Origin of the sequence: Pantoea sp. Mb-10 (genome assembly GCF_021272205.1) — a bacterium.
Classification (GTDB): domain Bacteria; phylum Pseudomonadota; class Gammaproteobacteria; order Enterobacterales; family Enterobacteriaceae; genus Pantoea.
Genome location: NZ_JAJSDX010000005.1, coordinates 263,505 through 288,344 on the forward strand (window position 1 = coordinate 263,505; position 24,840 = coordinate 288,344).

Consider the following 24,840-nt stretch of genomic DNA (forward strand, 5'->3'; position numbering starts at 1 on the left):
CATTCTCCTTAATGGGGATGACCTGAAACGCGCCAGAGGAAAGAAGATGAAGATAAAACCACTGTCTGCTGTATTACTTGGCACGCTGCTTATGTCAGCAGAAACGCATGCCAATGTGTCCTTCATAAAGAATGACACTCTGAGTAATGCGCAGGTCAAAGAGGCAGCGCTTTATTTTAACGGTGCGGTCAACAATCAGACTGTGACATGGTTATTGTCCGCACTTGCCGAGATTCATAACAATTATCTTAATGTTGAAAACGTTGATATCTATCTGAACAGCCGGGGCGGTGATATGGATGCTGCTTATGTAGCGTACGAAGCCCTTCGACAAAGCCCAATGAAACTCAGCATGATAAATTCGGCAATGACAGCCTCATCCGCCACCATGATTTACTGCGCATCCCCTGAACGTTACGCCATGCCAATGGCCCAGTTTGTATTGCATCCAGCAGCGGCCACTAATGAGAAGGCTGACTATCTGCGACCGGATCAGGCAAAACGTATTCTTGACGAGGATGATAATTACAACGGCATGTTCCGTAAGATTTACACTTCCTGCGTGAGGCTTTCCGATAAAGAGCAAAATGAGATTACCTGGTCTGAATCAGGCAGATTAGTTTTGAAAGCTGATGAAGCTTCAAAAAGGGGGCTTGTAACAAAAGGGGGCAAGGAAAGTCACAGTTATCTACTGACGTATTATGTTACCGACAGCCAGGGCTAGATATTGACAAAATCAGCATTATAACTGTCCTCATCCCGGTTCTGCTTTAAACATACAAGGAAGTCCAGTTAGTGCGGTGTCTGACGCGATAATTTATTTTTACTGGGTAACCAGGAAAAGAGCGGCTGTAGAGGCGTTTAGTCTGAAGGTGAAATTGTGGCGTGCTTCCCGCTTAAAAAGCGCATTCCGTGACCATACATCCATTATTTACCCATCCTGAACCACGCATCTCCGTGTCCGAAAACAGCGCGCAGCGTTTCCACAGATAAAGGTATTGTCTGCCTGACATTCACAGGAGACGAACATGACATTCAACATTTCAGGGCTTGAGGCGGCCCCCTTTCTGCATCTTTTTGGACAGGACGAGCACTACTTAAAAAAAATACGGTGCGTTAAGAGTCAGTGTCGATCGCTTTCCAGGTTATCCCGACAGAATTTCACTCTGTGAGATTCCAGTCGGGGAAACGGCGATGCTCATTAACCATACTTATCAGCCAGCTGATTCTCCCTACTACGGCACACACGCCATTTACCTGTGGGAAGGATGTATGAAGCAGGGGATATACACGAATAAAATACTGGAATCGATCGGTGCCAGGCTGCTTTCTTTGCGGGCCTTTAATCAAAACCATCTCATGATACACGCGGATATCTGTGAAGGTGCGGCTGCGGAAGCATTGCTGACGCATTTTTTCGACGACCCGCTCGTGAGCTATATCCATATTCATAACGCAAAGCAGGGGTGTTACGCCTGTCTGGTAGAACGCCACAGCCTTCTATGAACTTTATCCCCCTGTTGGCTAGGCCCGATGATTCAACTTATCTCTTCTGCCTGCCGGGCATCATATTGCAACTGCGCCTGTTCCATTTCTGGCCCATGTTTTAGCGCCCATCCATACAGCGCGCTAAAGGGCGCCTGCAACGTCTGTGCCAGTGCTGTCAGGCTGTATTCCACACTCACGGGGGAAGTCGGCAGTACCTTGCGATGTACCAAGCCATTGCGCTCAAGCCGCTTCAGCGCATCAGACAGGGCTTTGTGCGTAATCCCATCCAGTCGGCGACGCAGCTCATTGAAACGCACGGGTTCATTACACAGTACGGTGAGAATTAAAATGGACCATTTATTGGTGATGTTCTCCAGCACCGGCCGGGTTTTCCCTATTTCTCTCAGGTCATTATTAGCAGTGTGAGACATGGCGATATATTCCTCGATACCTGATATAGATAAAGTGCGTAATTGTTATTAAGTATAAAAATTATATCCTCTGTTTTCCATCCCGACAGGAGTGAACAGATGAGTCGATTAGAGAACAAAGTTGCCCTGATACTTGGTGGGGCAAAAGGTATTGGACTGGCTATCAGTCAGCGATTTGCCCGTGAAGGTGCCATAACCTGGTTAACCTCACGCCGAGATGAGGAGTTACACGCTGCCAGCCTCACTATTAAGGGCACCGCAAGGCCCATCCGGGCTGATGTCAGCCAGCTAAGCGAATTGACGCGGATAGCGGACGCCATCAAGACCGAATCGGGGCAGTTAGATGTGCTGGTCATCAACGCCGGAATGGCCGAATACGCGACGATTGATGAGGTTACGCCGGCACAGTTTGAGGCTATTTTCGGCCTGAATGTGCGCTCACCGCTTTTTGCTCTGCAGGCAGTACTTCCCCTGCTGAAACCGGGCGCGAGCGTGGTGTTAATCGGGTCGATTGCCGATGTGATTGGCACGCCGGGCTATGGCGTATACGGTGCCAGTAAAGCCGCACTGCGTTCTTTTGCCCGCACATGGACGCAGGAACTCTCCGCCCGTGGGATCCGCATTAATGTGGTCGCCCCTGGCCCTATCGATACGGAGATGATGCTTGCAGCCTCTGAAGAGGTGCGTACAGGGCTTATCAGCACCATTCCCTTAGCTCGCATGGGCAGACCTGAGGAAGTCGCCAATGCTGCACTGTTCCTCGCCAGTGATGAAAGCAGTTATATCGCCGGAGCAGAAATCTGCGTGGATGGGGGGATGACGCAAGTGTGAGGAATATCGTTCAGTTTGACCAAGCGCAAAGAAATGCTGATGACGGATAACCGGGTCACTGCCCGGTTTATCTTTTGTCGCGTCCGGGCCGCTGCGCATCGTCACGTAAATGCGCGGCATTCCTTTACGTCATTCAACATCGTTAGTCATGGTCACTTCGGGAATACACGCGACGTGGTGTCCCGCCACTGACCACGTCACGTTTTCTGCGCGCCCAGAAACCGTTTCAGCTCATCAATAAACGCCCGCACACGCAAAGAAAGGTGCCTGCGGCTGGAACAGATCGCATGGATAGCCATCTCTTCCCCCTGCGCTGCGGGTAACAGATGGACTCATCGACCCTCCAGAATATCCTTATCCAGCATAAAGGAAGGCAGCTTGCCAGATGCACGCCTCGGCGGGAATAGGCGTGGTGCTTTACCTACATGGCGGCGGCTATGTACACGGTGGCGTGGAGTGGAAATGTATCGCGGATTAACCGGTCGCATCGCCTCGGCTTTAAACGCCAACGTTTACGTGCCGCATTACCGACAGGCACCGGATTTTCCCTTCCCAACCCCGGTTGACGGTGGTTTGACCGCATATCGTGCGCTGCTCGACAAGGGCATCGATCCTGTCACTCTGGTGCGGGTGGGTGATTCAGCGGGCCGGGCGAGGGGAGTGACATTGATGCGTAAGGCGCGAGACGCCGGGTTACCGCTGCCAGCGGCGGCAGTAGCCTTCTCGCCGTGGGCCGATCTCACCCACAGCGGCGTCGCGGCGCGCGCTCGCGAAGGTCTGGATCCGCTTTGTAGCCTCGATTTTCTTCACCATTTAGCCCGGCATTTTCTGGCGGGGGAACTCCCCACGCACCCTGACGCATCGCCGGTTTATGCCGAACTCCAGGGCCTTTCCCCCACGTTGATACAAATGGGTGAAAACGAAGTGATGCTCAGTGGCGCGATGATACTGGCGACACGCTTAGGCGAGGACCGGGTGCGCACAACGCTTGAAGTCTGGCCGGGAATGTTTCATGTTTGGCACCTCCTGGCCGGTACGCTGCCGGAAGCCGACCAGGCGTTACACAATGCGATAGGCTGCCTGAAAAATACCTTATCGACGCAAGCTGGCACCCATGACGCATCGCGATCGATATCGCGGTAACGCGTGAATCCTGGCGCGCGTTCTGGTGACGTCAACGGGCGGCAATGCGTTTGCTTTTCATTGGTGAACCCTGGGGTATAACAGGCGGGTGACGTATTTACCCCCAAGCAGTTTCGTCATGCCAGGGTAACTGGCATTTGGTATGCTGCTTGCCCACGTAAAGCGTGATAGTCACGCTTTGACACCAACTGTCTTGCCCACTGACGTTGGCGAGTCTTAGGCAGAAATCGAGGATTATGTGCACACGAACAGTCTTATTTTGGTGGCGGAAGATGATGATGACATTGCCGACATCCTCATGAGTTATCTGCACCGTGCTGGCATGAAAACGCTGCGCGCAGCGCAAGGCGAACAGGCCCTCACGCTCATCAATCTGCATAAACCCGATCTCATCCTGCTGGATATTCACCTGCCGGTCAGGGATGGCTGGCATGTCCTTGCCACGCTGCGCCGCGAAAACCCGGTGCCGGTGATTATGGTCACAGCGCTGGATCAGGATATGGATAAATTGATGGGGCTGCGTTTGGGCGCCGATGACTATGTGATCAAGCCTTTTAATCCAGCCGAAGTCGTGGCGCGGGTGGAAGCCGTGCTGCGCCGCACGCGTACCCTCACGGAGCGGGCGGCGGTTCAGCCTATCAGAACGCCCAATATCACCATTTATCCGGAGGATTTTCACATTGAGATTGCCGTAGGTACCGAGCGGGTTAGCCCGCTATTGACCACCACGGAATTCAAATTGATCACGCACCTTGCGCGCAGTCCACGGCGCGTATTTTCCCGCGAAGAGTTGCTCACCGCGTGCCTGCCAGAAGGTGACACGCTGGACAGAACGGTTGACAGCCACATGAGTAAGCTGCGGAAAAAGCTGGAAAATGCCGGGCTGAAGGGGATGCCGGAGAGCATTCGCGGTATGGGATATCGCCTGGGGGAAAACAGATGAAGCGCGAGCCGATACTCAGTCGTCAGGTATTAACCTATATGCTGTCGTTGACCTTCACGATCGTCGCCGTTTCCGTACTGGGTTCATTTCTCTTTTATACGGTGATCATCAACTATATCCCCGGCGGAGCAGAAGCCAGCACGGAAGATCAAATGACCTTCCTGGATTGGGTATGGGTCCTGATTTCCACCACCATCAGCGTGGCCATCTCGCTGTTTTTTACCGTAAAGCTGTCGGGAAGAATCCTGACGCCACTCAACTCTCTGGCGGCCAGTCTTAAAAAGATTTCCCAAGGCGATTTAGCCGCCCGCGCGCATTATGGGCAATCTCACTTGGGCGAGCTGAAAAAATTAGTGGATGATTTTAACGCAATGGCGGAACGGCTGCAGACGCTGGACGCGCAGCGTAACGCCTGGAACGCCGCTATTGCGCATGAACTGAGAACGCCGGTGACTATTCTGCGCGGCAGGCTGCAAGGCTTGGTGGACGGCGTATTCACACCAGAGCCCATGCTGTTTGGCACGTTGCTTAAACAGACCGAAGGGCTGACCAACCTGATTGACGATCTGCGGGTGGTGAGCGCGTCAAGTCGGGTGGGTTTTAGCCTGTCACGCTCTGAGGTTAACCTCAAAGAGATCCTGGAGAGCACGCTCAGCGCTTTTTCTCCGGAGTTTACCCGTCACGCGTTTAGCCTGACCATCACGCTTCAGGATCAGGTTTGCCAGTGCGATCCCCTGCGAATTCTACAGTGCCTTAACGTGCTGTTCGATAATGCGGTGCAGTACGCTACTTCACGCGCGCTGCACGTCAGCAATGGCGTGACGCAAGGGCAAAACTGGATTGTCATTGAGGATGAGGGGCCCGGTGTATCGGACGCGGGCCAAAAATGCTTATTTCAGCCGTTTCAGCGCGGCACCGAGGCGCAAATCGTCAATCCGGGCGGATACGGGCTGGGGCTCTCGGTGGTGAAAGCGCTGATGGTGGCGCACGGTGGCGACGCCACCTACCAGCGGACCCACCACAATCACTCCGTATTTACGCTGAGCTGGCCGGTTTAATCGCATACCCGAGTTGGGCGGATTCATGTGGATGCGCCGTCTCTGCGCGCCATTGCCACAGGTTGCCCAGCTGGGTATCCCATTCCATGGGCGTAATGGTCAATTTGCCGCGGCGCGGGCTGAGCGTGATTTCGCTGAAATAAATTCCCTCATCGTGCAGCATCAAATCGACGCGGCAGTAATCGAGGCTGTGGGCCAATTGTTGAGAAGCGATAATCGCCTTACCCAGCAGCGCGGGTGCCGGAACAGGGTGCGGGGTATTCGGATACTCCATTTGGCAGGGGAGCGGCTGCCAATCACGATCATAGACATTAATAAATTCGCGACCGTGAGAATCGGTGAAGTCAGCTTCTATCACCCTCAAGATGCCATGGAAGCAATGCAGTCTAAGCATCTCGGGTAACGCGCGTGTCGCAGCCAGACGAGGCGGTGCAATATACTGCTCGCACAAAATCATCGGCACAATATTTTTGTACTGCCACTCTCGGGTGGTGTAGTACATATTTCTTTTTGAGGCGAAGTGCAGTCTGCGCAAGGCGTTTGTTGCATCGAACGTCCGTTTATCCGTACAAATTTGCGTGCTGCCGCTATCATGATTGCACTTCAAGACAAACTGATCGGGCAATGTTGCGAAGTTAATCTCTTTAACCTGCCGGTAAACCCCTAACAGCGGCACGGTGTTAACCAGCGCGGTATTGGCGTGCACGTAGTGGCGTACGTTGAGTTTATCGGCCAGTAACGTGAAGAGCGGATTACGATCAAAAACCAGGCGATGGCATATTTTCTCGCTCAGCGTCACCGGCTGGCGAATATTGCCAGGCCGGCCTGACACCTTTTCCAGCCGCATCTGATGAAAGCGTAAATCGTTGGTCAACAGCGTGCGGCCTTTTCGCGCCAAATATTCCACATGTTTTGAGACGTGATTGAGTAGAGTCATGGTTCCTCCTGAGCAGGGAAGAACACTCTGCACTGCCACTATTTAGTGATGTTGTGCGAATTATGGAGCCAGCGTGGAGCCTGCGAAAACGTTATGCGAGCGCGTATGACGAGCATGCGGTCTTGCTACAGAGCGCGTGCAGCTTGTCATTGGGTTCATGATGAATAACAGAGCTGACGCCGAGTCATCAAGGCAGCGCTTTGTGCATAGAACGCCTTTCGCTTATGGAAGCGAAACATCAAAAAATCATGCGTATCTTGCTGCGCCAGATGCACAAAAAAGAGACGGTAATCCGAAGTAAACTTAAGTTTATGTGAATATTTTAAGGGCGAAGTGATTTCCATACGTGGTTATGTATAAATTTTAATCAATCCTGAGGTTATTTTTTAAAGCGTAAATAGTTTACTGTTTCTGGGTAATTTAAGGTGCGGCACTAAATGTTAATGTGTTGATTTATATCATTTATTTTAAATCAAAGCGTATTTTTTGATCTTTAAATAAAAGTTTTTCTTATATGTTTAAGGGGTGAAATAAAGTTTAAAACTGTGTGGTAAGTCACAATTCACTTACAAACAGGTAACACCATCCAACAAAAAACATTAAGTTTGCTTCACCGGAAACGGCTGCTTAACAAATTTTACAAAGCGATCGTCGATGGAAACATTGTCTAATAACATTAATTTTGCAGGAGCAATAACCATGAATGATTTCGAAAGCAAAGAGTTTCGTTCTTATGTGTCTCCAACCGAAGCTAAAGACTTCGATGTTGAGTTCAAAATTGAAAATGTCCAGCTTGCTGAAGTTGAGTTAGACAGTGAGTTGTTATTAGCGACCCATCGCTGCTAATAAAAAGAAGTTCTGGGGGAGTCCCCAGAACTTACTGAATTTTTCAATAGAGAGAATTGCAGATGAGCGTCTACCGTCCTGATGTTGAAGATATTACTAAAGTTGATAACACACAATTTTCGGAGATTTTCTTTAATAACACTACGCCAGTGCAATATAGAAATATTGCCAGCGAGATGCCAGCTTATAAAAAGTGGAACTTTGACTTTTTTAAAGAAAACTGTAAAGAAATGCTGTGTCAGGTAAGCGATGATCTGAACGATCCCGCAAATATTACCAGGAAAATATCAATTTCAGAATATATTCAAATGGTTCAAGATGGAAAAGAATGCCCCTACATGACGGGATGGAGTTATCAAAAAAGTTTCCCATCTTTAGATGACGATATCTTTTTCCCAGAGTTTCACCCAGAAGATTTTATCGAAATGTTACCCAAAAGAATGCAGTTCCGTAGGCGCTGGATTTTTTTTGGTAAGAAGGGAATAAACTGCGATCTGCATATTGATTGTTTTTCTACCAGCGCATGGTTGTTAATGATCGAAGGGCAAAAAACATTTAGAGCAATCTCACCGCTGGATCGCCATAACATTGATATGGGTGCATCATTATTCGACAGCAAGGTGGTTGAGCATCTAAATAAGCACGGCGTAAATATTGTTGAGTTTACACTGACTCCTGGAACCATCCTCTATGTCCCTACAGGTTGGGTACATGAAATTAGAAATGACTCTGACAATATCATGGTAACCGGTGGGTTTACTTCACAGCAGCACGCGATAAGATTTTATAAGAATTATCATTCTTACATTTCACGTGATGCATTAGAAAGTGATTTGGCATTCAATAATTATCTAAAAATGCTTGCTGAAAATGATGCGCCGCTGTCCAATGAAGTCATTAACTCTATAGAAGAAGAAGTTTCTTATACGCAAGAAAAAATCGATCTTCTTATGCAAAAGAAAAGACTTTATGAAAGCATGATCAAAGCAACAGTTTAAACGGTCATTTCAAATGGAAAAGATTAATATCGCCATTGATGTTTTCCCCTATAAGGAAAATATCTGGTCGATTTGTGATTATGGCGGCGAGCAAATTTACAGTAAATTAGCGCTTCCGCTTTTCATCACTGAAAAAGGAACGGTAAAGCCTTTTGCAGCCGAAGTTTTTGAACAATCGACTAACGAAGTAAAGATTGAAATCAAACGCAATCTTTTCTGGAGTAATGGCGATAATGTTAAGGCAGAAGATTATGTTAGGGCGATTAGATATGTCATTAGTGATGGTTCGAATCGTTATAAGAAAATTCTCTCAGCGTTGATAAAGGATGAAAAAGCAATAGTTGCGCATGACGATTATTGCTTTTCGTTGAGAACGTCTTGGTATGATCCCTTTATCACCCAACATCTCACCCTCATAAATTTCTCGCCTATGCATGTAAGTAATAGAGAAATTTATGCAGGGCCTTACATACTTCAATCAAAAAATGAAAATGTAATTAAGCTTATCGCCAATAAAAAATTCTCTTTAACAAATGAATCCGAATTTGTAAAAGAGATTGATTATGTTTTGGTGGCTGAAGATTTAGATGGTCAAGCTTTTTTTAGTGGAATAGTCGATGTCAGCAGTAACACCGCCCTTGATCTTAATAAATATCAGCAGTTCAAAAGTAGAAAAGAATTTTTCTCCGATAACGATAACCTGGTCATGCTGCTGTCACCAGGAAATAAATTTGATCAGATCCCCGATGATGTTAAGATGCGTTTTGTCTCGGCAATTCAAAGAGAAGCTATCGCGGCAAAATTTAATAATGCACTTGAGCCTTTTTATTCATGGATGGCACTCTATTACGATGGCGAGTATGAAGTGGCTGAAAACAATGCATCATTGCATATTAACTCGTTTTCTTTAGATGTTTCGTATGAAGACTTTTATCCTAACAAAGACGTGCTCGGCTTTATAAAAAGCCAAGTTGCAGAGCACAATATTCACCTTAATTTATGCCAGGATAACTATGGTGATTGGCAATCAGATTGTCATCTCAGATTCGAAATCCGTAAAGCCCCCCAATCCAGCCCCATAAACATCATTCGATCAGATTTAAGCAGGTTGGATAAAAATCATGAGGATTATCTCTATTTAAAGAAATTGTATTCTTGCTTGCACGTCAAAGAGCTATCTTCTCAGCAAGGAAAAATCTTCAAGAAGATAGATGCTGTGTTGCGTAAGCATGGCCTATGCATCCCTCTTTTTTTATTTCCAACGGGCTTCTTTTGTGTGTCAAATCTAGCGGAAGCGTCAATTTTTTCTCCAGGAAAAAGAGTGCAGGTTAAAAAAGATGATGAGAATAAAGTTGAATGCATCCGTACTTGAATTAGATAAAGAAATCGTTTTGATGGGAAAAAGGAATTACAAGTTAAATGGCACGCTCGAACCCGATGTCATTGCTTTTCTATCACGACTCGAAACCGGGCTCAGCAAAGATGAATTGAATGTATTTCTTAAGAAAGAAAGAAATCGGGTTGTTTTTGAGGAACTAAAATCCACTGCTCTGATCAATCTTGTCGATACGAGATGGAAAGGGACTGCGATGGAAAAAAGCTACGATTTCCTCAATTTTCATTTCGGTAACGGTGAGCGGCCTTTTCAGTTTCGTGAAGATATCCATATCGCCTTACTTGGCTGTGGTGGGACGGGAGCCAATATAGCTATGTGCCTGGCTTCTTCAGGCATCGCCAGCATGACGTTAATTGACTTTGATACAGTGCAAACAAGTAATCTCAATCGACAATTTGCTTACGATTTGAACGATGTGGGCCAGAGTAAAGTATCATGCCTGAAGACAAAGTTAAAAAATATCAATCCCGACATGCATATCACTACCGTTGAACAACAGATTCAGTCTTCTCAGGACATTGAGTGCCTTAGCAAGGGCATTGACCTTGTTGTTTCCGCTATAGACACGCCGGCAATAAAATCATCTATGTATGTCATTGAATACTGCATAAAAAACAATAAACCCGTCATTTTTGGTGCCGCTGGCTATACCTCACTTTCCGCTGGCCCGCTTTTAACCACGGACGCGGCTAAACGGGCTTTTCTTGCAAGTCTCAAAAAACACGACAAAGCAAAGTCAAAACCGATATCAGGATCAATTGGATCAACGAACTTATTATTAAGCGCCATAATGGCGAACAATATTACAAGTTTTTTCTATCCTTTTTCAGACCCTGAGCTCATTAATGTCAAGAAGATTTATGATCCTCTTAGTATGGCTGCACTCGGAGAAATATTTTATGGCGATCACACAGGATAATTTTTATTCAGTGTATTTGCATACCAACGTCATTGATCAAGAGGTTGCACTCTGGCAGAAATTTTTCGCCTGTAATACCAAACTTCCGTTAATCAATTTTATAACGGATGATGTTGACGTGAAGTGGGCAGAGAAAATTGTGAATTACACAGCTGATGGGGGTGAAAAGTACGCATCTATAATTACAAAGATAGCCAGTGAAATGGCGCGTCAGGAAGACGCATTTTCTGAGATTGGGTACGTTGAAGATTTAACGTATCGTGAATCACTCTTGCGTGCGGTGAACATCATTGAAGCCGGCGACAGTGAACTCAGTTACGCCTTGCGTAAGTTTGTGGGTCAGATTGTCATTGTAGAGAGTGATTCGCTGGTCGCCACCAGTTCTGTACTCTTTCTTGGCTTGGTTGTGATTGCGCCTAAGCCAGAATGGTCACTGCATGATTATATTGAAAATCTTATTCATGAGATGTCGCATATCGAACTCTACATTAAACAGCTAACCGACCCTTTGGTTGTTAAAGGTGCACAGTTGCGCAGTCCCTTTCGCAGTCATCCTCGTCCGGTAAACGGTGTTTTCCATGCGGCATTTGTTTTAGCACGCATTGTATTTTATATGAATAAAATACAATTAAGCGTTAATGATTCAGGTTACTCTGAAACCAAAGCGGCTAATTCAAATAAACTACTTGGTGAAACGGTAGAGCAATTTGAAGATAATTCATTACTGACGCATCACGGTATAAAAGTAATGAATGAGCTCAAAAGCATAAATTTCCAATTTCAGGGGGAGGGGTTTTTGAATGCATGTGTTTAAGAGTGAAAAAATGATGCTGGAAGCAGCGCGCGAAATGCAGCTAACGCAGAGTTGCTTTGTCATAAATGACTATTGTACCCAGTGGCCCCTTTTTAAAAAAGGGAGTTTTACGTCTATCGTTGAACACTTCTCTGAGGATAAAATTCTCATTGAGGAGGGGATAAACAAGTCAGGCACGGTAGAGATAACGGTAGGTGATTATATTGATCGTATCAAAACGGGAACCAAAGGGATGGGGAACTGGTCCTGGCAGCCCCATTTGAACCATGCTGACGCGCTTGAGCAGTCCTATTCAATACCTGAGTCAATCACATTACGCGCCATTGAAAATTCGCTTGTGGGAGAATTAGTGCTGGCGCCGTGGATGCTTATGTCCGCACCTGAAACGGTTACGTCCATGCATAAAGACATGCTTTGCGTTAATGGTGTAGTAGGGCAACTTGAAGGAATAAAGGAATTTACGCTTGTCTCACCGGATTATTCGCTGCAAGAGGGGCGTTATTATACGCATGCGGAGCTGGCCGAACTGAATATTCCATTTGAAAGCGTAATGCTACACCCAGGCGACTTTCTCTATTTTCCTATGCACTGGTGGCACCAGGCAAAAACTATTGAATGCTCAGTTACATTCATTCATAGTACGGTCAATTCATTTAATTTGACAGCATTTTTAAATGACTCAATCGCCTTGATGCCAGCGTACATACAACGGGTACAGTCAGCGGCGAAAAAACGCAGTTATTTCGGCAACAAAATTAACTGGTTGTGTAATGGATTTCGTGCATTAGGATGACAGTATGTTCAAGGTGGAAGCTCAAGAGAGATTGGCGCTTTTCAAAAATAGAAACTTTTTGTTCTTTACCCTCAGCGGGCTTTTTGCCACCTTTGGTAATGGCCTGAATTATATAGCGCTTTCATGGCTGGCTTATTCGCAGACAAACTCAATCGGCGGCGTAGCCATGATGATGTTTTGTATCTGGATGCCAAGCATCGTGTTTGCGCCCTTATTTGGCCTGTTAGCCGACCGCTATGATCGTAAAACGCAAATTGTCATCTCAAACTTGGTGCGTGGCGTTGTCGTTGTCGCTTGGGTCATGTTATGGCATTACCATGTTCAGCTTAGCCTTATGCTGTTGTGCTCGCTGATGGGCATTTTTATCTCCTTTTATATGCCGTGTGCGGTGCCGTTTATTCAGGAAATCGTTCCTAAAAAATCCCTTGTGAGTGCGAATTCCACCATCGATATGGTTTATGAATTTGGCACCATTGTGGGGATGGGATGGAGCGGTTTTATGTTAGCTATTGTAGGTATAAAGGGCACGCTTTTCATTGGGGGGGGGCTCTTTATCCTTGCAGGCATACTGAATTTAGCTATGCGTAGACCGGCGGTTACTGAAAATAAAGCCAGTCAAAATGAGAGTTGGTGGGCCAGCTATATCTCTTCACTCAGGTACTTCAAAAGTAAACCTGATCTCTTCATGCCCTACATGAGCCAGATGATTATCATGGTGCTGTTGATGACCATCCCCATCATTCTGGTGCCTTATACGCGCGAAGTGCTTAATGCGAGCACACGCGTCTTTGCACTTTACGAGGCGCTCTATTCATTGGGCGTGCTAATTGGCGGGTTTTTAGCACCCATCTTGTGTAAGAAGATAACCATAAAGAAAACGTTGGCGCTGCTTTTATTGATTATCGCCTGCGGTTTATTCATTCTTTCCGGTAATGATGCGATTGGCTTAGTTTATCCCGTTTATTTCTTTATTGGGTTTGGTATTTCAAGCTGGGCGCTCTCTATTTCCCTTTCTCAGCTTCATTGTGAACCAGAATTTCAGGGTAGGCTACAAGCCACCTTCAATGGTATATCGGGTATCTTCATCTTGGCGATGTATCTCCTGATGGCCCACGGAGGCGCAGGCTTCTCATCACAGGGAATTTACCTGTCGCAAGGTTTGCTTGCGCTTGTCGGTATCTTGATTGTTATTTTTTACCGTAAAGGGGACTCCCGTGAACCGTAAAGAACAGGTGTTTATCGCCACAAACCAGCTCACCTACCATAATGTAACAAATTTGCTTTTTAGCGATGTCTCACTTTCATTAAGTTCATCGGATAAGGTTGGACTCATTGGATTCAATGGCGCGGGAAAATCGACGCTGCTGCAGCTATTAGCAAAAGTACTTGAGCCTACTTCTGGACAGGTTACGCATGCCAAATCGTCGCGCTTTTACATGGTAGAACAGCGTTTCCCCGATCATCTTTTAGGGTGTACACCCGAAGAAGCCTTACTGGATGTTTTAAGTGAAGATGAGCGCATTAATGAGGGTTGGCGAGCTCAGATCGTTTTGGATAACCTCGGCATCAGTGACATGCATTATGCGCTGCCCTGTTCGCAGCTGAGTGGGGGACAACAAACGCGCATACTGTTGGGAAGGGCTCAACTGTGTGAACCGAATGTCCTTCTTCTGGACGAACCTTCAAACCATCTGGATTTACCCACTTTACTCTGGCTAGAGGCATTTCTGTCGTCGTGGCGCGGCACATTTGTTATCGTCTCACACGACACGCGTATATTGGACAATACAACAAACAGTACCTGGATTATTGCTGGGGGAGACATTCATCAGTTTCGACTGCCCTGTACTCAAGCGCTGTTAGAGCACGCGCATAAAGAACAGGCATGCCAACAACAGTATCAAGAACAGGCAAATGAAATTGATCGCATTGAAGCCAGCGCAAAGCAGCTCGCATCATGGGGTAAAGAGCAGCACAGCAAAAGTTCTGCCCGAAAAGCACAGTCCATGTTCAAACGCATTGATAAGCTCAAGCTTGAGCAAAATACGTTGCCCGAGCCTTACCCGTGGAACCTCTCGTTTCCGGGCCAGACGCTGAGTGCAAAAAAAATATTGAGCTGCGGTCCGCGGGCAATTAAGCCACCTAATAGTGAAAAAACGCTCTATTCGATTGATGACTTGGTGATTCGCCCCGGCGAAAAAATTGCACTGATCGGTGCCAATGGCATCGGCAAATCGACTTTTTTACAGCAGATTTGGCAGAGTTATTCAGGACGGGAAGCGTCTTTCTATATTCACGATGCCACGCTGATCGCTTATTACGATCAGCAGCAAAATGGTATCGAGGCTGAAAGTGATATTCTGACCGCGCTCCTCAACTACTGTAATAAATCGCGTGTTAATCCCACCTCCGATCAGCTTAAGCATGCTTTATTAAAGGCAGGATTTCCCTGGGAGCGTCTCTCCAATAAAGTGAACACGTTAAGTGGAGGAGAGAGGGCGAGGGTGCTTTTCGCCGGTATTTCACTGATACAAAGTCATTTATTATTGCTGGATGAACCCACCAACCACTTGGATATCGCGGGTAAAGAAGCCCTGGAGCATCAATTGGCGGCATTCAAGGGTACGGTACTGATGGTGTCACACGATAGACAGTTAATTGAAAGCGTGTGCGATCGGTTTTTTGTTATCAATGATGGCAAATTACAGGTTTTTTTGGAGGCGCAAAAAGCCTACAAAGCAGCACAAATGGCGCATGACACACCTTCATTGTGCGAGATGTCCTGAAGGGAGAGCACATTCGAGGCGTTTACCTCTCACCGCCGCTTGTTTTGCCTGTGAAGCCGTTGAGTTCTGGCCGCGCTTCTGAGTGTCTCAACACCGCGCTATAAAAAAGCCGCGATAAATCGCGGCTTTCTCCGTTATAACTCTCTTTCCTAGCGCACCAAGCGGTAATAGGCCTCGTTCCAGCGCAGCGCGTCCTTGAAGGCGGGCAGGCGGGTATCTTCGTCGATCACCAGCACTTCAATGCCGTTCAGTTCGCCGTACAGGTACATATCTTCCAAATCGAGTGCCTGGCTGAACACCGTGTGGTGAGCGCCGCCGGCCAGAATCCACGCTTCCGAGGCGGTTGCCAGCGAAGGCTGGGCGCGCCACAGGGCGCGAGCGACCGGCAGTTTAGGCAGCGGTTTTGGCTGCTCAATGGCGTCCACCACATTCACCAGCAAGCGGAAGCGATCGCCCAGGTCGATGACGCTGGCGTTGATGGCGCGTCCGGCAGGCGTTGAGAAGATCAGGCGGGCCGGATCGGCTTTGCCACCGATGCCAAGAAACTGCACGTCGATCAGCGGCTTTTGCTCTTTCGCGATTGACGGGCACACTTCCAGCATGTGCGAGCCCAGCACCAAATCGTTGCCCGGTGAGAAGTGGTAGGTGTAATCCTCCATAAACGAGGTGCCGCCGGCGCGGTTACCCGCCTGAACTTTGAGGATGCGCAGCAGCGCGGCGGTTTTCCAGTCGCCTTCGCCAGCGAAACCGTAGCCTTGTCCCATCAGACGCTGTACCGCCAGGCCGGGTAACTGCGTCATGCCGTGCAGCGTCTGGAAGTTGGTGGTAAAGGCCTGGCATCCTTCGTCATCCAGGAAGCGTTTGAGTCCCAGCTCAATGCGCGCTGCGTCTAACACGTTCTGCCGCTTTTCACCGCCGACGGCAGCGGCCTCGCTGAACAGATACTGGCTTTCGTATTCATCGACCAGCGCATTCACGTCGCCGTCGCTGACGCCGTTGATCACCTCCACCAGGTCGCCGACACCCCAGCCGTTGACCGCATAGCCAAACTGAATCTGCGCCGCGACTTTATCCCCTTCGGTAACGGCCACTTCGCGCATGTTATCGCCAAAGCGCGCCACTTTAAGCTGCTGGCTGGCCTGTTTGGCCTGGGCGGCGTTGATCCAGCGGGCAATACGCTGCTGACTCTGCTTATCCTGCCAGTGTCCGGTCACCACGCTGTGCTGCAACCCCATACGCGCGCCGATAAAGCCGAACTCACGGCCGCCGTGCGCGGTCTGGTTGAGGTTCATGAAATCCATGTCCATGCTGTCCCACGGAATTTCCGCGTTAAATTGGGTATGGAATTGCAGTAGCGGCTTATTGAGGATGCTCAGGCCGCCGATCCACATTTTGGCGGGTGAGAACGTATGTAACCACGTGATGATGCCGATGCAGTTGGCGTCATGGTTAGCGTCGCGGCACAGCGCCAGCGCTTCGTCCGGAGACTTTACCAGCGGCTTCAGCACCAGCGATACCGGCAGGGTGCCGGCCTGATTCAACCCTTCCATCACCTGCCGCGCATTCTGTTCAACTTGACGCAGGGTTTCCGCTCCGTAGAGATGCTGCGTACCGATCACAAACCACACATGTTGTTCCATTTCTCGCTCCTTCACTTAGCGGATGCGGCGCGCGCGGCATACTGAGGTTCAGCGGCCTGGCACCAATGTTGATAACGTTGATAAAGCCGCTCATAAGCGGCCACGCGCTGCGGATCGGGCTGCAGCGTGGTGTCAATGCGGCTGGCCATTACCTGCTGCGCGGCGGGCACATCGGGATAGACGCCAGCGGCGACGGCGGCAAAGATGGCCGCGCCCAGCGCGCAGCACTCATCCGAGGCGACGATGTCCAGTGGGCGATTCATCACGTCGCAGCAGGCCTGCATGATGGCAGGGGATTTACGGGCGATGCCGCCCAGCGTCAAAATGTTGTCTACCGGAATGTCCTGCTGTTCGAAGCACTCCATAATGGCGCGTGCGCCAAACGCGGTCGCGGCAATCAGTCCGCCAAACAGCGCGGGCGCGTCGGTGCCTAAATTAAGATCGGTAATCACGCCTTTAAGACGCTGATTGGCGTCTGGCGTGCGGCGTCCGTTAAACCAGTCCAGCACTACCGGTAAATGATCCAGCTGTGGATTCGCCGCCCACGTCTCGGTGAGCGAGCGGATCATATCCTGCTGCAGGGCCGCCAGCTGCGGCTGCAGTTCCGGGTGACGCGCCGCTGCCTGCTGCAGCGGCCAGCCGAGCAGGCGACTAAACCAGGCGTAAATGTCGCCAAACGCCGACTGGCCCGCTTCAAGCCCGATGGCACCGGGCACCACGCTACCGTCCACCTGACCGCAAATGCCTTTGATGGCTCGGTCACCGACTTTTTCGCTGTCGGCGATCAAAATGTCGCAGGTCGACGTGCCGATCACTTTCACTAAGGTGTAAGGCTGCGCGCCTGCGCCAACCGCGCCCATGTGGCAATCAAAGGCCCCGCCAGACAGCACCACCTGCTGCGAAAGACCCAGGCGCTCCGCCCACTCGGCGCTCAGCGTGCCTACCGGTTCATCGGCGGTATAGGTGTCGGTAAACAGGGGGTAATCCAATTGCTCAACCAGCAGCGGGTCCAGCGCGCGCAGAAAATCGGCAGGTGGCAAGCCTTGCCATTGCGGATGCCACAGCGATTTATGTCCGGCGGCGCAGCGTCCGCGCCGCAGCTGCGCCGGGGCGGTATTGCCGCTTAACAGCGCAGGGACCCAGTCGCACAGCTCGACCCAAGAGACGGCGGCCTCACGCACCGCCGCGTCTTCGCGCGAAACGTGCAAAATTTTGGCCCAGAACCACTCAGAGGAGTACACGCCGCCGATGTAGCGGGTGTAATCGCTAAAGCGACCGCTGCGGCACAGGTGGTTGATCGCGTCGGCTTCTTCTATTGCGGTGTGATCTTTCCACAGCACAAACATGGCGTTGGGATTGCTGGCAAACTCCGGGCGCAGCGCCAGCACGCGGCCGTCGCGGTCGATGGGGGCGGGCGTGGAGCCGGTGGTATCCACGCCGATGCCTGTCACCGCCGCACGCTGTTCGGCGCTGAGGGCCCGCACCACCGCAACGATGGCCTGCTCGAGCGCATCAATGTAGTCCTGCGGATGGTGGCGAAAGCGATTCACGTGCGCATCGCTGAATTCGCCTCTTGCCCAGCGCGGGTAGTTCACTACCGCTTTCTGCAGCTCTTCGCCTGTGTCGCAGGCCACGGCGAGCGCGCGCACGGAGTCACTGCCAAAATCCAGCCCAATTGTTATGGCGCCAGCACCCATTGGAATTCTCCTGTGTAAGTGGTCTGGCTCTATCCTGAGAGGCACACGGCAAAGCGGTTAGTCACGGCTGGCTGAGAATATGCACTTTTCTGTCATCGGCGAGGATGTGTGATCGTCAGCAAAAGTTAACGCCGGATTAATTTCGCTGAATATATGGAGAAAATTGTCATCGTTTTAGGATGTGATACCGCTCTACATTTTTCCGCGCTTTTATCGCTACAACTAGCCCAGCGTTTGCACAGCCTTTGTACAACCTATGAGCTAACGCGCTGATTTTGCGCACTGCTAAATCGTGAACTCTGATTGGTAACGTTTACACCGATTACTGAATAGCAGCGAAAAATACCATTTTGCCGGAGAGCATCATGCATAAATTCACTAAAACGCTGGCGGCCATCGGTCTCGCCGCGGTTATGTCACAATCCGCTATCGCCGAAACCATGAAACTCGGTTTTTTGGTCAAACAACCCGAGGAGCCCTGGTTCCAAACGGAGTGGCGTTTTGCCGATAAAGCCGGCAAAGACCTCGGTTTCGACGTGATCAAAATTGCCGTGCCAGACGGTGAAAAAACCCTTAACGCCATCGACAGCCTGGCCGCCAGCGGAGCGAAAGGTTTTGTGATTTGTACGCCCGATCCCAAACTCGGTTCGGCGATTATGGCGAAAGCGCGCAGCTATGATCTGAAAGTGATCGCGGTGGACGATCAGTTCGTCACCGCCAAAGGTAAGCCCATGGACACCGTTCCGCTGGTGATGATGGCGGCCACCAAAATTGGCGAACGACAAGGCCAGGAGCTGTATAAAGAGATGCAGAAACGCGGCTGGGACGTGAAGCAAACTGCGGTAATGGCCATCACCGCGAACGAACTGGATACCGCGCGCCGCCGCACCGGTGGTTCGATGGATGCGCTGAAAGCGGCTGGCTTCCCCGAGAAGCAAATCTACCAGGTTCCCACCAAATCCAACGACATTCCCGGCGCGTTTGATGCCGGTAACTCACTGTTAGTGCAACACCCGGAAGTCAAACACTGGCTGATTGTCGGCATGAACGATAACACCGTGCTGGGCGGCGTGCGCGCCACCGAGGGTCAGGGCTTTAAGGCGCCAGACGTTATCGGCATCGGTATTAACGGTGTGGACGCGGTGAGTGAACTCTCAAAAGGCGCGGCCACCGGTTTCTATGGCTCACTGCTGCCGAGCCCGGACGTGCACGGCTACAAGAGCAGCCAAATGCTTTACAACTGGGTCACCAAAGGCGAAGCGCCACCGAAGTTTACCGAAGTGACCGATGTGGTGCTGATCACGCGCGACAACTTCAAAACCGAGCTGGCCAAAAAGGGCCTGATGTAAGCCGCAGGCGCTACAGCACGGTGTATTCAGGCACATTATCTGACTAACCGGCAACACCGCGCCGCCGTCTGGCGCGGTGTTGCCGTGAGGGAGTTCCATGGAAACCGATCAAGCCTTTCTGTCCTTTCATGGCATCAGTAAAACGTTTCCGGGCGTGAAAGCGCTGCAGGATATTTCTTTCAGCTGCCGCGCCGGGGAGGTGCACGCGCTGATGGGCGAAAACGGCGCCGGGAAATCGACGCTGTTGAAAATTCTCAGCGGTAGCTATCAGCCAACCAGCGGTGAAATTCGTATCAAAGGTGAGGCGAAAAGCTTCAACACCACGGTCGACGCGCTCGACGCGGGGGTGGCGATCATTTACCAGGAGTTGCATCTGGTGCCGGAAATGAGCGTGGCGGAGAACATTTATCTCGGCCAGCTGCCGCACAAGCGTGGACTGGTGAACCGCAAGCTGCTGCGCTATGAGGCGGGCTTGCAGCTGAAAAACCTCGGCATGGATATCGATCCCGATATGCCGCTGAAATATTTGTCGCTGGGCCAGTGGCAGATGGTGGAGATCGCCAAAGCGCTGGCGCGTAATGCCCGCATTATTGCCTTTGACGAGCCCACCAGTTCACTGTCAGCGCGTGAAATCGAACACCTGTTCCGCGTGATCCGTCAACTGCGTGAGCAGGGGCGTACGGTGCTGTATGTCTCACACCGTATGGAAGAGATTTTCGCCCTGAGCGACGCCATTACCGTATTCAAAGATGGCCGCTACGTGCGCACCTTTGACGATATGCGCAACACCCACCATGACGATCTGGTACAGGCGATGGTGGGACGCAATTTAGGCGATATCTATGGCTACGCGCCGCGACCGCTGGGCGAGGTGCGCTTGCAATTGGACAACGTGCAGGCCAAAGGCGTGCGCCACCCGATTTCACTTAGCGTGCGCGCCGGTGAAATCGTCGGGCTGTTCGGCCTGGTGGGCGCAGGACGCAGTGAACTGATGAAAGGGCTGTTTGGCGCCACACGATTACGCGGTGGCACCGTCACGCTGGACGGCAAGGTGCTCACTATCCGCGAACCCATTGATGCTATCCGCGCAGGCATCATGCTCTGCCCGGAAGACCGTAAAGCGGAAGGCATCATTCCGGTGCACTCGGTGCGGGAAAACATCAACATCAGCGCGCGTCGCCACAACCTCAGCGCGGGCTGTTTGATCAAGTCCGGCTGGGAGGCCAAAAACGCCGATTTGCACATTCGCTCGCTCAATATCAAAACGCCAGGTCCGCACCAGCTGATCATGAACCTTTCCGGCGGCAATCAGCAAAAGGCGATTTTGGGCCGCTGGCTGTCGGAAGAGATGAACGTGATTTTACTGGATGAGCCCACGCGCGGCATTGATGTGGGCGCCAAGCACGAAATCTATAACCTTATCTATCAACTGGCCAACAAGGGGATCGCGGTGCTGTTTGCTTCCAGTGACCTGCCCGAAGTCATGGGGCTGGCTGATCGCATTGTGGTCATGCGCGAAGGCGAGATTGCCGGCGAGCTGGATCACGATAGCGCCACGGAGCAGCTGACGCTGAGCCTGGCAATGCCAAAAACCTCACAAGCGGCCGCCGTGGCCTGATGTAAAGGAGAAATAAGAATGGCTTCATCTACCACGTCCAACACGCCACCGGCACCGCGCAGCGGCCTTCAGCTCGGGCGTATCTGGGATAACTTCGGCATGCTGGTGGTGTTTGCGCTGCTGTTTATTGTTTGCGCCATCTTTGTTCCCAACTTCAGTAGTTTTATCAACATGAAAGGCCTGGGGCTGGCGATGTCCATGTCCGGCATGGTGGCCTGCGGTATGCTTTTTTGCCTGGCATCCGGCGATTTTGACCTCTCAGTGGCCTCGGTGATTGCCTGCGCGGGCGTGGTTACGGCGGTGGTCATAAACATGACTGAAAGCCTGTGGCTGGGCGTGGCTGCCGGTCTGGTGCTCGGGATGGTGACGGGTTTTGTCAACGGCTTCGTGATCGCCCGTCTGAAAATCAATGCGCTTATCACCACGCTGGCCACCATGCAGATTGTGCGCGGCCTGGCGTATATTTTTTCTGACGGGAAAGCCGTGGGCATTGAGGATGAACGGTTCTTCACCCTCGGCTACGCCAACTGGCTGGGCTTACCGGCGCCAATCTGGCTGACTATTGCCACGATGATCGTGTTTGGCTTCCTGCTTAACAAAACCACCTTTGGCCGCAATACGCTGGCCATTGGCGGTAACGAAGAGGCGGCGCGCCTCGCGGGCGTGCCGGTGGTGCGCACCCGGATCATCATTTTCATCCTCTCCGGTCTGGTGTCGGCAGCAGCAGGCATTATCCTGGCGTCACGCATGACCAGCGGCCAGCCCATGACGTCGATAGGCTATGAGCTGATTGTGATCTCGGCCTGCGTGCTGGGCGGCGTGTCGCTCAAGGGCGGCATTGGGAAAATCTCTTACGTGGTGGCTGGCGTACTGATCTTAGGCACCGTTGAGAATGCGATGAATTTATTGAATATCTCGCCATTCTCACAGTATGTGGTACGCGGTTTGATACTGTTAGCTGCGGTGATTTTTGACCGCTACAAACAGAAAAATCGCGCCGTCTGAGGGGCGAATAACCCGCTGTCGTGGCGGCCTGCGGGCCGCCTGTACTTGCTTGCATATTGACGTGACCGTGAGGGCGCTATGTATCATCGTGAACCCCCCAATGAGCAGCAAAATCCGCTGTTGCCTGGCTATCCTTTCAGCGCCTGGCTGGTAGCGGGCTTAACGCCGATTACCGCCAATGACGCGCTGGATTTCTTTATCGATCGCCCGCTGGGCATGAAAGGCTACATCCTCAATCTCACCATTAAAGGCACAGGTCGGGTGTTTGACGGCGAATCGGCTTTTGACTGCGAGCCTGGCGATCTGTTGCTGTTCCAGCCGAAAACGCCGCACTATTATGGTCGTGCACCCGACAGCCCGTGCTGGTTTCACCGCTGGGTCTACTTCCGGCCACGCGCCTATTGGACCGACTGGCTGCAGTGGCAGGATGAGAACCAAGGTGTAGGGCGCCTGCGCCTGCCGGAATCCCTGCGCGCAGAGTTTGATCGCCTGTTCGCCAGCATCGAGCAAACCCACAACTCGGGTCGCCGTTTTGCCGAGGAACTGGCGATGAACCTGCTGGAGCGCCTGCTGCTGCGCGCCGTAGAGGAAGATCCGCGCAGTCATCAGCAAATCCGCGACCCGCGCGTCATTGAAGCGTGCCAGTACATGACCAGCCATCTGGCCAGTGAAGTAAAAATCGACGAAGTGGCGCGCCACGTGTGTCTGTCGCCGTCGCGTCTGGCGCATCTGTTCCGCGAGCAGATGGGGATCAACCTGCTACGCTGGCGGGAAGATCAGCGCGTGATCCGCGCCAAGCTGCTGCTGCAAACCACGCAAGAGCCCATCGCGTCAGTGGGGCGGGAAGTCGGCTACGACGACCAACTTTACTTCTCGCGCGTGTTCCGCAAGCGCGTGGGCGTGAGCCCCAGCGACTTCCGCCGCCGGAGTCAGGATGCGCATGACGCGCTGGTGGCGCAGGAGAGCTGGCAACCCGAGCGGCGCGCCATATCCTGATTTTTCAGGGGATTCCGCCTTGTTCTTCCCCGTGCGATCGTCTTAAATCACACAAACGGACAAGAGGAATGAACATGAGCGATAAACTACGTGTCGGCCTGATGGGCTACGGTTTTGCCAGTAAAACCTTCCACGCTCCCCTGATCGCCGGTACGTCAGAGATGGAGCTGGCGGCGATCTCCAGCAGTGACGCCGCCAAGGTGCACGCCGACTGGCCGGGCGTGCAGGTGGTGGCCGATCCGCAGGCGCTGCTGGACGATCCCACGCTTCAGATGGTGGTGATCCCCACGCCCAACGATACCCATTTTCCCCTGGCCAAAGCCGCACTGAATGCCGGCAAACACGTGGTGGTGGATAAACCGTTCACCGTGACGTTGTCACAGGCACGCGAGCTGGATCAGCTGGCCAAAGCCAAAGGCTTGCTGCTCTCTGTATTTCATAACCGCCGCTGGGACAGCGATTTCCTGACGCTGAAAAATCTGCTGGCTGAAGGCACGTTAGGCGAGGTGCGCTACTTTGAATCGCACTTTGATCGCTTCCGCCCGGAAGTGCGTCAGCGCTGGCGCGAGATGAAGGGGCCGGGCAGCGGTATCTGGTATGATTTGGGACCGCATGTACTGGACCAGGCGCTGCAGCTGTTTGGGCCGCCGGTGGCCATCAACGTGGATTTGGCCGAGCTGCGCCCAGGCGCGCAAACCACCGACTACTTTCACGCGGTGCTAACGTACCCAACGCGACGCGTGGTGCTGCACGCCAGCATGCTGGCGGCGGCAGAGTCGGCGCGCTTTGTGGTGCACGGCACGCGCGGAAGCTTTGTGAAATATGGCCTTGATCCGCAGGAAGACCGGCTCAAATCCGGCGCCCGTCCGCCACAGGAGGACTGGGGGTATGACATGCGCAACGGCACCGTCACGCTGGCGGACGGCAACGGCATGGTTGAGCAAGAGCTGCTAACACAGCCGGGGAACTACCCAGCTTATTACGCCGCGATCCGCGACGCTATTGCAGGCACCGGGACCAATCCGGTTTCGGCAGAAGAGGCGATTCAGGTGATGGAACTGATTGAGCTCGGCTTGCAGTCGGCGGAAAAACGGCAAACGCTGACGCTGAAATAAGCGCAGCATAAAAAAAGCGGCCTCAAGGCCGCTTTTT

Annotated in this window: 22 protein-coding genes and 1 pseudogene; 19 read left to right on the forward strand and 4 right to left on the reverse strand. The window is 51.4% G+C overall.

The window, feature by feature from the left end; genetic code table 11:
• The first annotated feature begins 46 nt into the window (after nt 1–46).
• Both LU196_RS12650 and LU196_RS12655 read left to right on the forward strand, forming a co-directional pair.
• A complete protein-coding gene (locus LU196_RS12650) occupies nt 47–724 on the forward strand; it encodes an ATP-dependent Clp protease proteolytic subunit (protein ID WP_232757490.1) in 678 nt (225 codons plus the stop codon).
• Between the two features lie 470 nt (nt 725–1,194).
• A complete protein-coding gene (locus LU196_RS12655; RefSeq protein ID WP_370640997.1) occupies nt 1,195–1,506 on the forward strand; it encodes a DUF1203 domain-containing protein in 312 nt (103 codons plus the stop codon).
• 32 nt (nt 1,507–1,538) lie between these two features.
• Here the strand turns inward: LU196_RS12655 and LU196_RS12660 are convergent, their stop codons facing one another.
• The gene (locus LU196_RS12660) at nt 1,539–1,919 is read right to left on the reverse strand and encodes a helix-turn-helix domain-containing protein (protein ID WP_232757489.1); all 381 of its coding nucleotides are present in this window, start codon (nt 1,917–1,919) and stop codon (nt 1,539–1,541) included.
• A 99-nt stretch (nt 1,920–2,018) separates the two neighbouring features.
• Here LU196_RS12660 and LU196_RS12665 point away from each other — a divergent pair, with 99 nt between their 5' ends.
• From LU196_RS12665 to LU196_RS12680, 4 genes and pseudogenes are all read left to right on the forward strand, one after another.
• Nucleotides 2,019–2,750 carry an SDR family NAD(P)-dependent oxidoreductase gene (locus tag LU196_RS12665; RefSeq protein ID WP_232757488.1) on the forward strand — a complete coding sequence of 244 codons (732 nt, stop codon included), beginning with the start codon at nt 2,019–2,021 and terminating at the stop codon, nt 2,748–2,750.
• 409 nt (nt 2,751–3,159) lie between these two features.
• A pseudogene (locus LU196_RS12670) lies at nt 3,160–3,893 on the forward strand (alpha/beta hydrolase fold domain-containing protein); the annotation flags it as partial.
• A 238-nt stretch (nt 3,894–4,131) separates the two neighbouring features.
• Nucleotides 4,132–4,836 carry a response regulator gene (locus tag LU196_RS12675; protein ID WP_232757487.1) on the forward strand — a complete coding sequence of 235 codons (705 nt, stop codon included), beginning with the start codon at nt 4,132–4,134 and terminating at the stop codon, nt 4,834–4,836.
• Complete coding sequence (locus tag LU196_RS12680) at nt 4,833–5,894, forward strand: ATP-binding protein (protein WP_232757486.1); 1,062 nt, start codon at nt 4,833–4,835, stop codon at nt 5,892–5,894. The genes LU196_RS12675 and LU196_RS12680 overlap by 4 nt, the downstream gene beginning before the upstream one ends.
• Here the strand turns inward: LU196_RS12680 and LU196_RS12685 are convergent.
• Nucleotides 5,872–6,831 carry an ATP-grasp fold amidoligase family protein gene (locus LU196_RS12685; RefSeq protein WP_232757485.1) on the reverse strand — a complete coding sequence of 320 codons (960 nt, stop codon included), beginning with the start codon at nt 6,829–6,831 and terminating at the stop codon, nt 5,872–5,874. The genes LU196_RS12680 and LU196_RS12685 overlap by 23 nt on opposite strands.
• Before the next feature lie 699 nt (nt 6,832–7,530).
• Between LU196_RS12685 and LU196_RS12690 the strand changes: the two genes are divergently transcribed.
• From LU196_RS12690 to LU196_RS12725, 8 genes are all read left to right on the forward strand, one after another.
• The gene (locus LU196_RS12690; protein WP_232757484.1) at nt 7,531–7,677 is read left to right on the forward strand and encodes a hypothetical protein; all 147 of its coding nucleotides are present in this window, start codon (nt 7,531–7,533) and stop codon (nt 7,675–7,677) included.
• Nucleotides 7,678–7,739: 62 nt separating this feature from the next.
• Nucleotides 7,740–8,675, forward strand: coding sequence for a cupin-like domain-containing protein (locus tag LU196_RS12695; protein WP_232757483.1), 936 nt, complete (start codon nt 7,740–7,742; stop codon nt 8,673–8,675).
• A 13-nt stretch (nt 8,676–8,688) separates the two neighbouring features.
• Complete coding sequence (locus LU196_RS12700) at nt 8,689–10,047, forward strand: ABC transporter substrate-binding protein (RefSeq protein ID WP_232757482.1); 1,359 nt, start codon at nt 8,689–8,691, stop codon at nt 10,045–10,047.
• A complete protein-coding gene (locus tag LU196_RS12705) occupies nt 10,013–10,990 on the forward strand; it encodes a ThiF family adenylyltransferase (RefSeq protein ID WP_232757481.1) in 978 nt (325 codons plus the stop codon). Before LU196_RS12700 ends, LU196_RS12705 begins: the two co-directional genes overlap by 35 nt.
• Nucleotides 10,971–11,804 carry an aKG-HExxH-type peptide beta-hydroxylase gene (locus tag LU196_RS12710; protein WP_232757480.1) on the forward strand — a complete coding sequence of 278 codons (834 nt, stop codon included), beginning with the start codon at nt 10,971–10,973 and terminating at the stop codon, nt 11,802–11,804. Before LU196_RS12705 ends, LU196_RS12710 begins: the two co-directional genes overlap by 20 nt.
• Before the next feature lie 10 nt (nt 11,805–11,814).
• On the forward strand, nt 11,815–12,597 hold the full coding sequence (locus tag LU196_RS12715; protein WP_232757479.1) for a JmjC domain-containing protein: 783 nt from the start codon (nt 11,815–11,817) through the stop codon (nt 12,595–12,597).
• 4 nt (nt 12,598–12,601) lie between these two features.
• Nucleotides 12,602–13,822 (forward strand): MFS transporter, encoded by a 1,221-nt coding sequence (locus tag LU196_RS12720; RefSeq protein ID WP_232757478.1) that lies wholly within the window; start codon nt 12,602–12,604, stop codon nt 13,820–13,822.
• Nucleotides 13,812–15,383, forward strand: a complete 1,572-nt coding sequence (locus LU196_RS12725) for an ABC-F family ATP-binding cassette domain-containing protein (RefSeq protein WP_232757477.1) — start codon at nt 13,812–13,814, stop codon at nt 15,381–15,383. The genes LU196_RS12720 and LU196_RS12725 overlap by 11 nt, the downstream gene beginning before the upstream one ends.
• A gap of 149 nt (nt 15,384–15,532) precedes the next feature.
• Here the strand turns inward: LU196_RS12725 and araA are convergent, their stop codons facing one another.
• Both araA and LU196_RS12735 read right to left on the reverse strand, forming a co-directional pair.
• Nucleotides 15,533–17,023, reverse strand: a complete 1,491-nt coding sequence (gene araA, locus LU196_RS12730; RefSeq protein ID WP_232757476.1) for an L-arabinose isomerase — start codon at nt 17,021–17,023, stop codon at nt 15,533–15,535.
• A gap of 11 nt (nt 17,024–17,034) precedes the next feature.
• Nucleotides 17,035–18,720: a ribulokinase gene (locus tag LU196_RS12735; protein WP_232757475.1), complete on the reverse strand. Its 1,686-nt coding sequence runs from the start codon at nt 18,718–18,720 to the stop codon at nt 17,035–17,037.
• A 365-nt stretch (nt 18,721–19,085) separates the two neighbouring features.
• Here LU196_RS12735 and LU196_RS12740 point away from each other — a divergent pair, with 365 nt between their 5' ends.
• The 5 genes from LU196_RS12740 to LU196_RS12760 all read left to right on the forward strand — a co-directional run bounded on the left by LU196_RS12740 (nt 19,086) and on the right by LU196_RS12760 (nt 24,803).
• On the forward strand, nt 19,086–20,069 hold the full coding sequence (locus tag LU196_RS12740) for an arabinose ABC transporter substrate-binding protein (RefSeq protein ID WP_232757474.1): 984 nt from the start codon (nt 19,086–19,088) through the stop codon (nt 20,067–20,069).
• A 97-nt stretch (nt 20,070–20,166) separates the two neighbouring features.
• Nucleotides 20,167–21,687, forward strand: coding sequence for an L-arabinose ABC transporter ATP-binding protein AraG (araG, locus tag LU196_RS12745; protein ID WP_232757473.1), 1,521 nt, complete (start codon nt 20,167–20,169; stop codon nt 21,685–21,687).
• A gap of 18 nt (nt 21,688–21,705) precedes the next feature.
• Nucleotides 21,706–22,692: an L-arabinose ABC transporter permease AraH gene (gene araH, locus LU196_RS12750; RefSeq protein WP_232757472.1), complete on the forward strand. Its 987-nt coding sequence runs from the start codon at nt 21,706–21,708 to the stop codon at nt 22,690–22,692.
• A 78-nt stretch (nt 22,693–22,770) separates the two neighbouring features.
• Entirely contained in the window at nt 22,771–23,688 is a 918-nt protein-coding gene (gene araC, locus LU196_RS12755; protein ID WP_232757471.1) for an arabinose operon transcriptional regulator AraC, read from the forward strand.
• Between the two features lie 74 nt (nt 23,689–23,762).
• On the forward strand, nt 23,763–24,803 hold the full coding sequence (locus tag LU196_RS12760) for an oxidoreductase (RefSeq protein WP_232757470.1): 1,041 nt from the start codon (nt 23,763–23,765) through the stop codon (nt 24,801–24,803).
• The last annotated feature ends 37 nt before the right edge of the window (nt 24,804–24,840 follow it).

Excerpts from the sequence above, each read along its gene's own strand:
- LU196_RS12710 (WP_232757480.1), top strand. The coding sequence starts at position 10,971 with ATGGCGATCACACAGGATAATTTTTATTCAGTGTATTTGCATACCAAC.
- LU196_RS12655 (WP_370640997.1), top strand. The coding sequence starts at position 1,195 with ATGCTCATTAACCATACTTATCAGCCAGCTGATTCTCCCTACTACGGC.
- LU196_RS12720 (WP_232757478.1), top strand. The coding sequence starts at position 12,602 with ATGTTCAAGGTGGAAGCTCAAGAGAGATTGGCGCTTTTCAAAAATAGA.
- araG (WP_232757473.1), top strand. The coding sequence starts at position 20,167 with ATGGAAACCGATCAAGCCTTTCTGTCCTTTCATGGCATCAGTAAAACG.
- araH (WP_232757472.1), top strand. The coding sequence starts at position 21,706 with ATGGCTTCATCTACCACGTCCAACACGCCACCGGCACCGCGCAGCGGC.
- LU196_RS12690 (WP_232757484.1), top strand. The coding sequence starts at position 7,531 with ATGAATGATTTCGAAAGCAAAGAGTTTCGTTCTTATGTGTCTCCAACC.
- LU196_RS12715 (WP_232757479.1), top strand. The coding sequence starts at position 11,815 with ATGATGCTGGAAGCAGCGCGCGAAATGCAGCTAACGCAGAGTTGCTTT.
- LU196_RS12695 (WP_232757483.1), top strand. The coding sequence starts at position 7,740 with ATGAGCGTCTACCGTCCTGATGTTGAAGATATTACTAAAGTTGATAAC.
- LU196_RS12760 (WP_232757470.1), top strand. The coding sequence starts at position 23,763 with ATGAGCGATAAACTACGTGTCGGCCTGATGGGCTACGGTTTTGCCAGT.
- LU196_RS12700 (WP_232757482.1), top strand. The coding sequence starts at position 8,689 with ATGGAAAAGATTAATATCGCCATTGATGTTTTCCCCTATAAGGAAAAT.
- araC (WP_232757471.1), top strand. The coding sequence starts at position 22,771 with ATGTATCATCGTGAACCCCCCAATGAGCAGCAAAATCCGCTGTTGCCT.
- LU196_RS12660 (WP_232757489.1), bottom strand. The coding sequence starts at position 1,919 with ATGTCTCACACTGCTAATAATGACCTGAGAGAAATAGGGAAAACCCGG.
- LU196_RS12650 (WP_232757490.1), top strand. The coding sequence starts at position 47 with ATGAAGATAAAACCACTGTCTGCTGTATTACTTGGCACGCTGCTTATG.
- LU196_RS12665 (WP_232757488.1), top strand. The coding sequence starts at position 2,019 with ATGAGTCGATTAGAGAACAAAGTTGCCCTGATACTTGGTGGGGCAAAA.
- LU196_RS12705 (WP_232757481.1), top strand. The coding sequence starts at position 10,013 with ATGATGAGAATAAAGTTGAATGCATCCGTACTTGAATTAGATAAAGAA.
- LU196_RS12735 (WP_232757475.1), bottom strand. The coding sequence starts at position 18,720 with ATGGGTGCTGGCGCCATAACAATTGGGCTGGATTTTGGCAGTGACTCC.
- LU196_RS12680 (WP_232757486.1), top strand. The coding sequence starts at position 4,833 with ATGAAGCGCGAGCCGATACTCAGTCGTCAGGTATTAACCTATATGCTG.
- LU196_RS12685 (WP_232757485.1), bottom strand. The coding sequence starts at position 6,831 with ATGACTCTACTCAATCACGTCTCAAAACATGTGGAATATTTGGCGCGA.
- araA (WP_232757476.1), bottom strand. The coding sequence starts at position 17,023 with ATGGAACAACATGTGTGGTTTGTGATCGGTACGCAGCATCTCTACGGA.
- LU196_RS12740 (WP_232757474.1), top strand. The coding sequence starts at position 19,086 with ATGCATAAATTCACTAAAACGCTGGCGGCCATCGGTCTCGCCGCGGTT.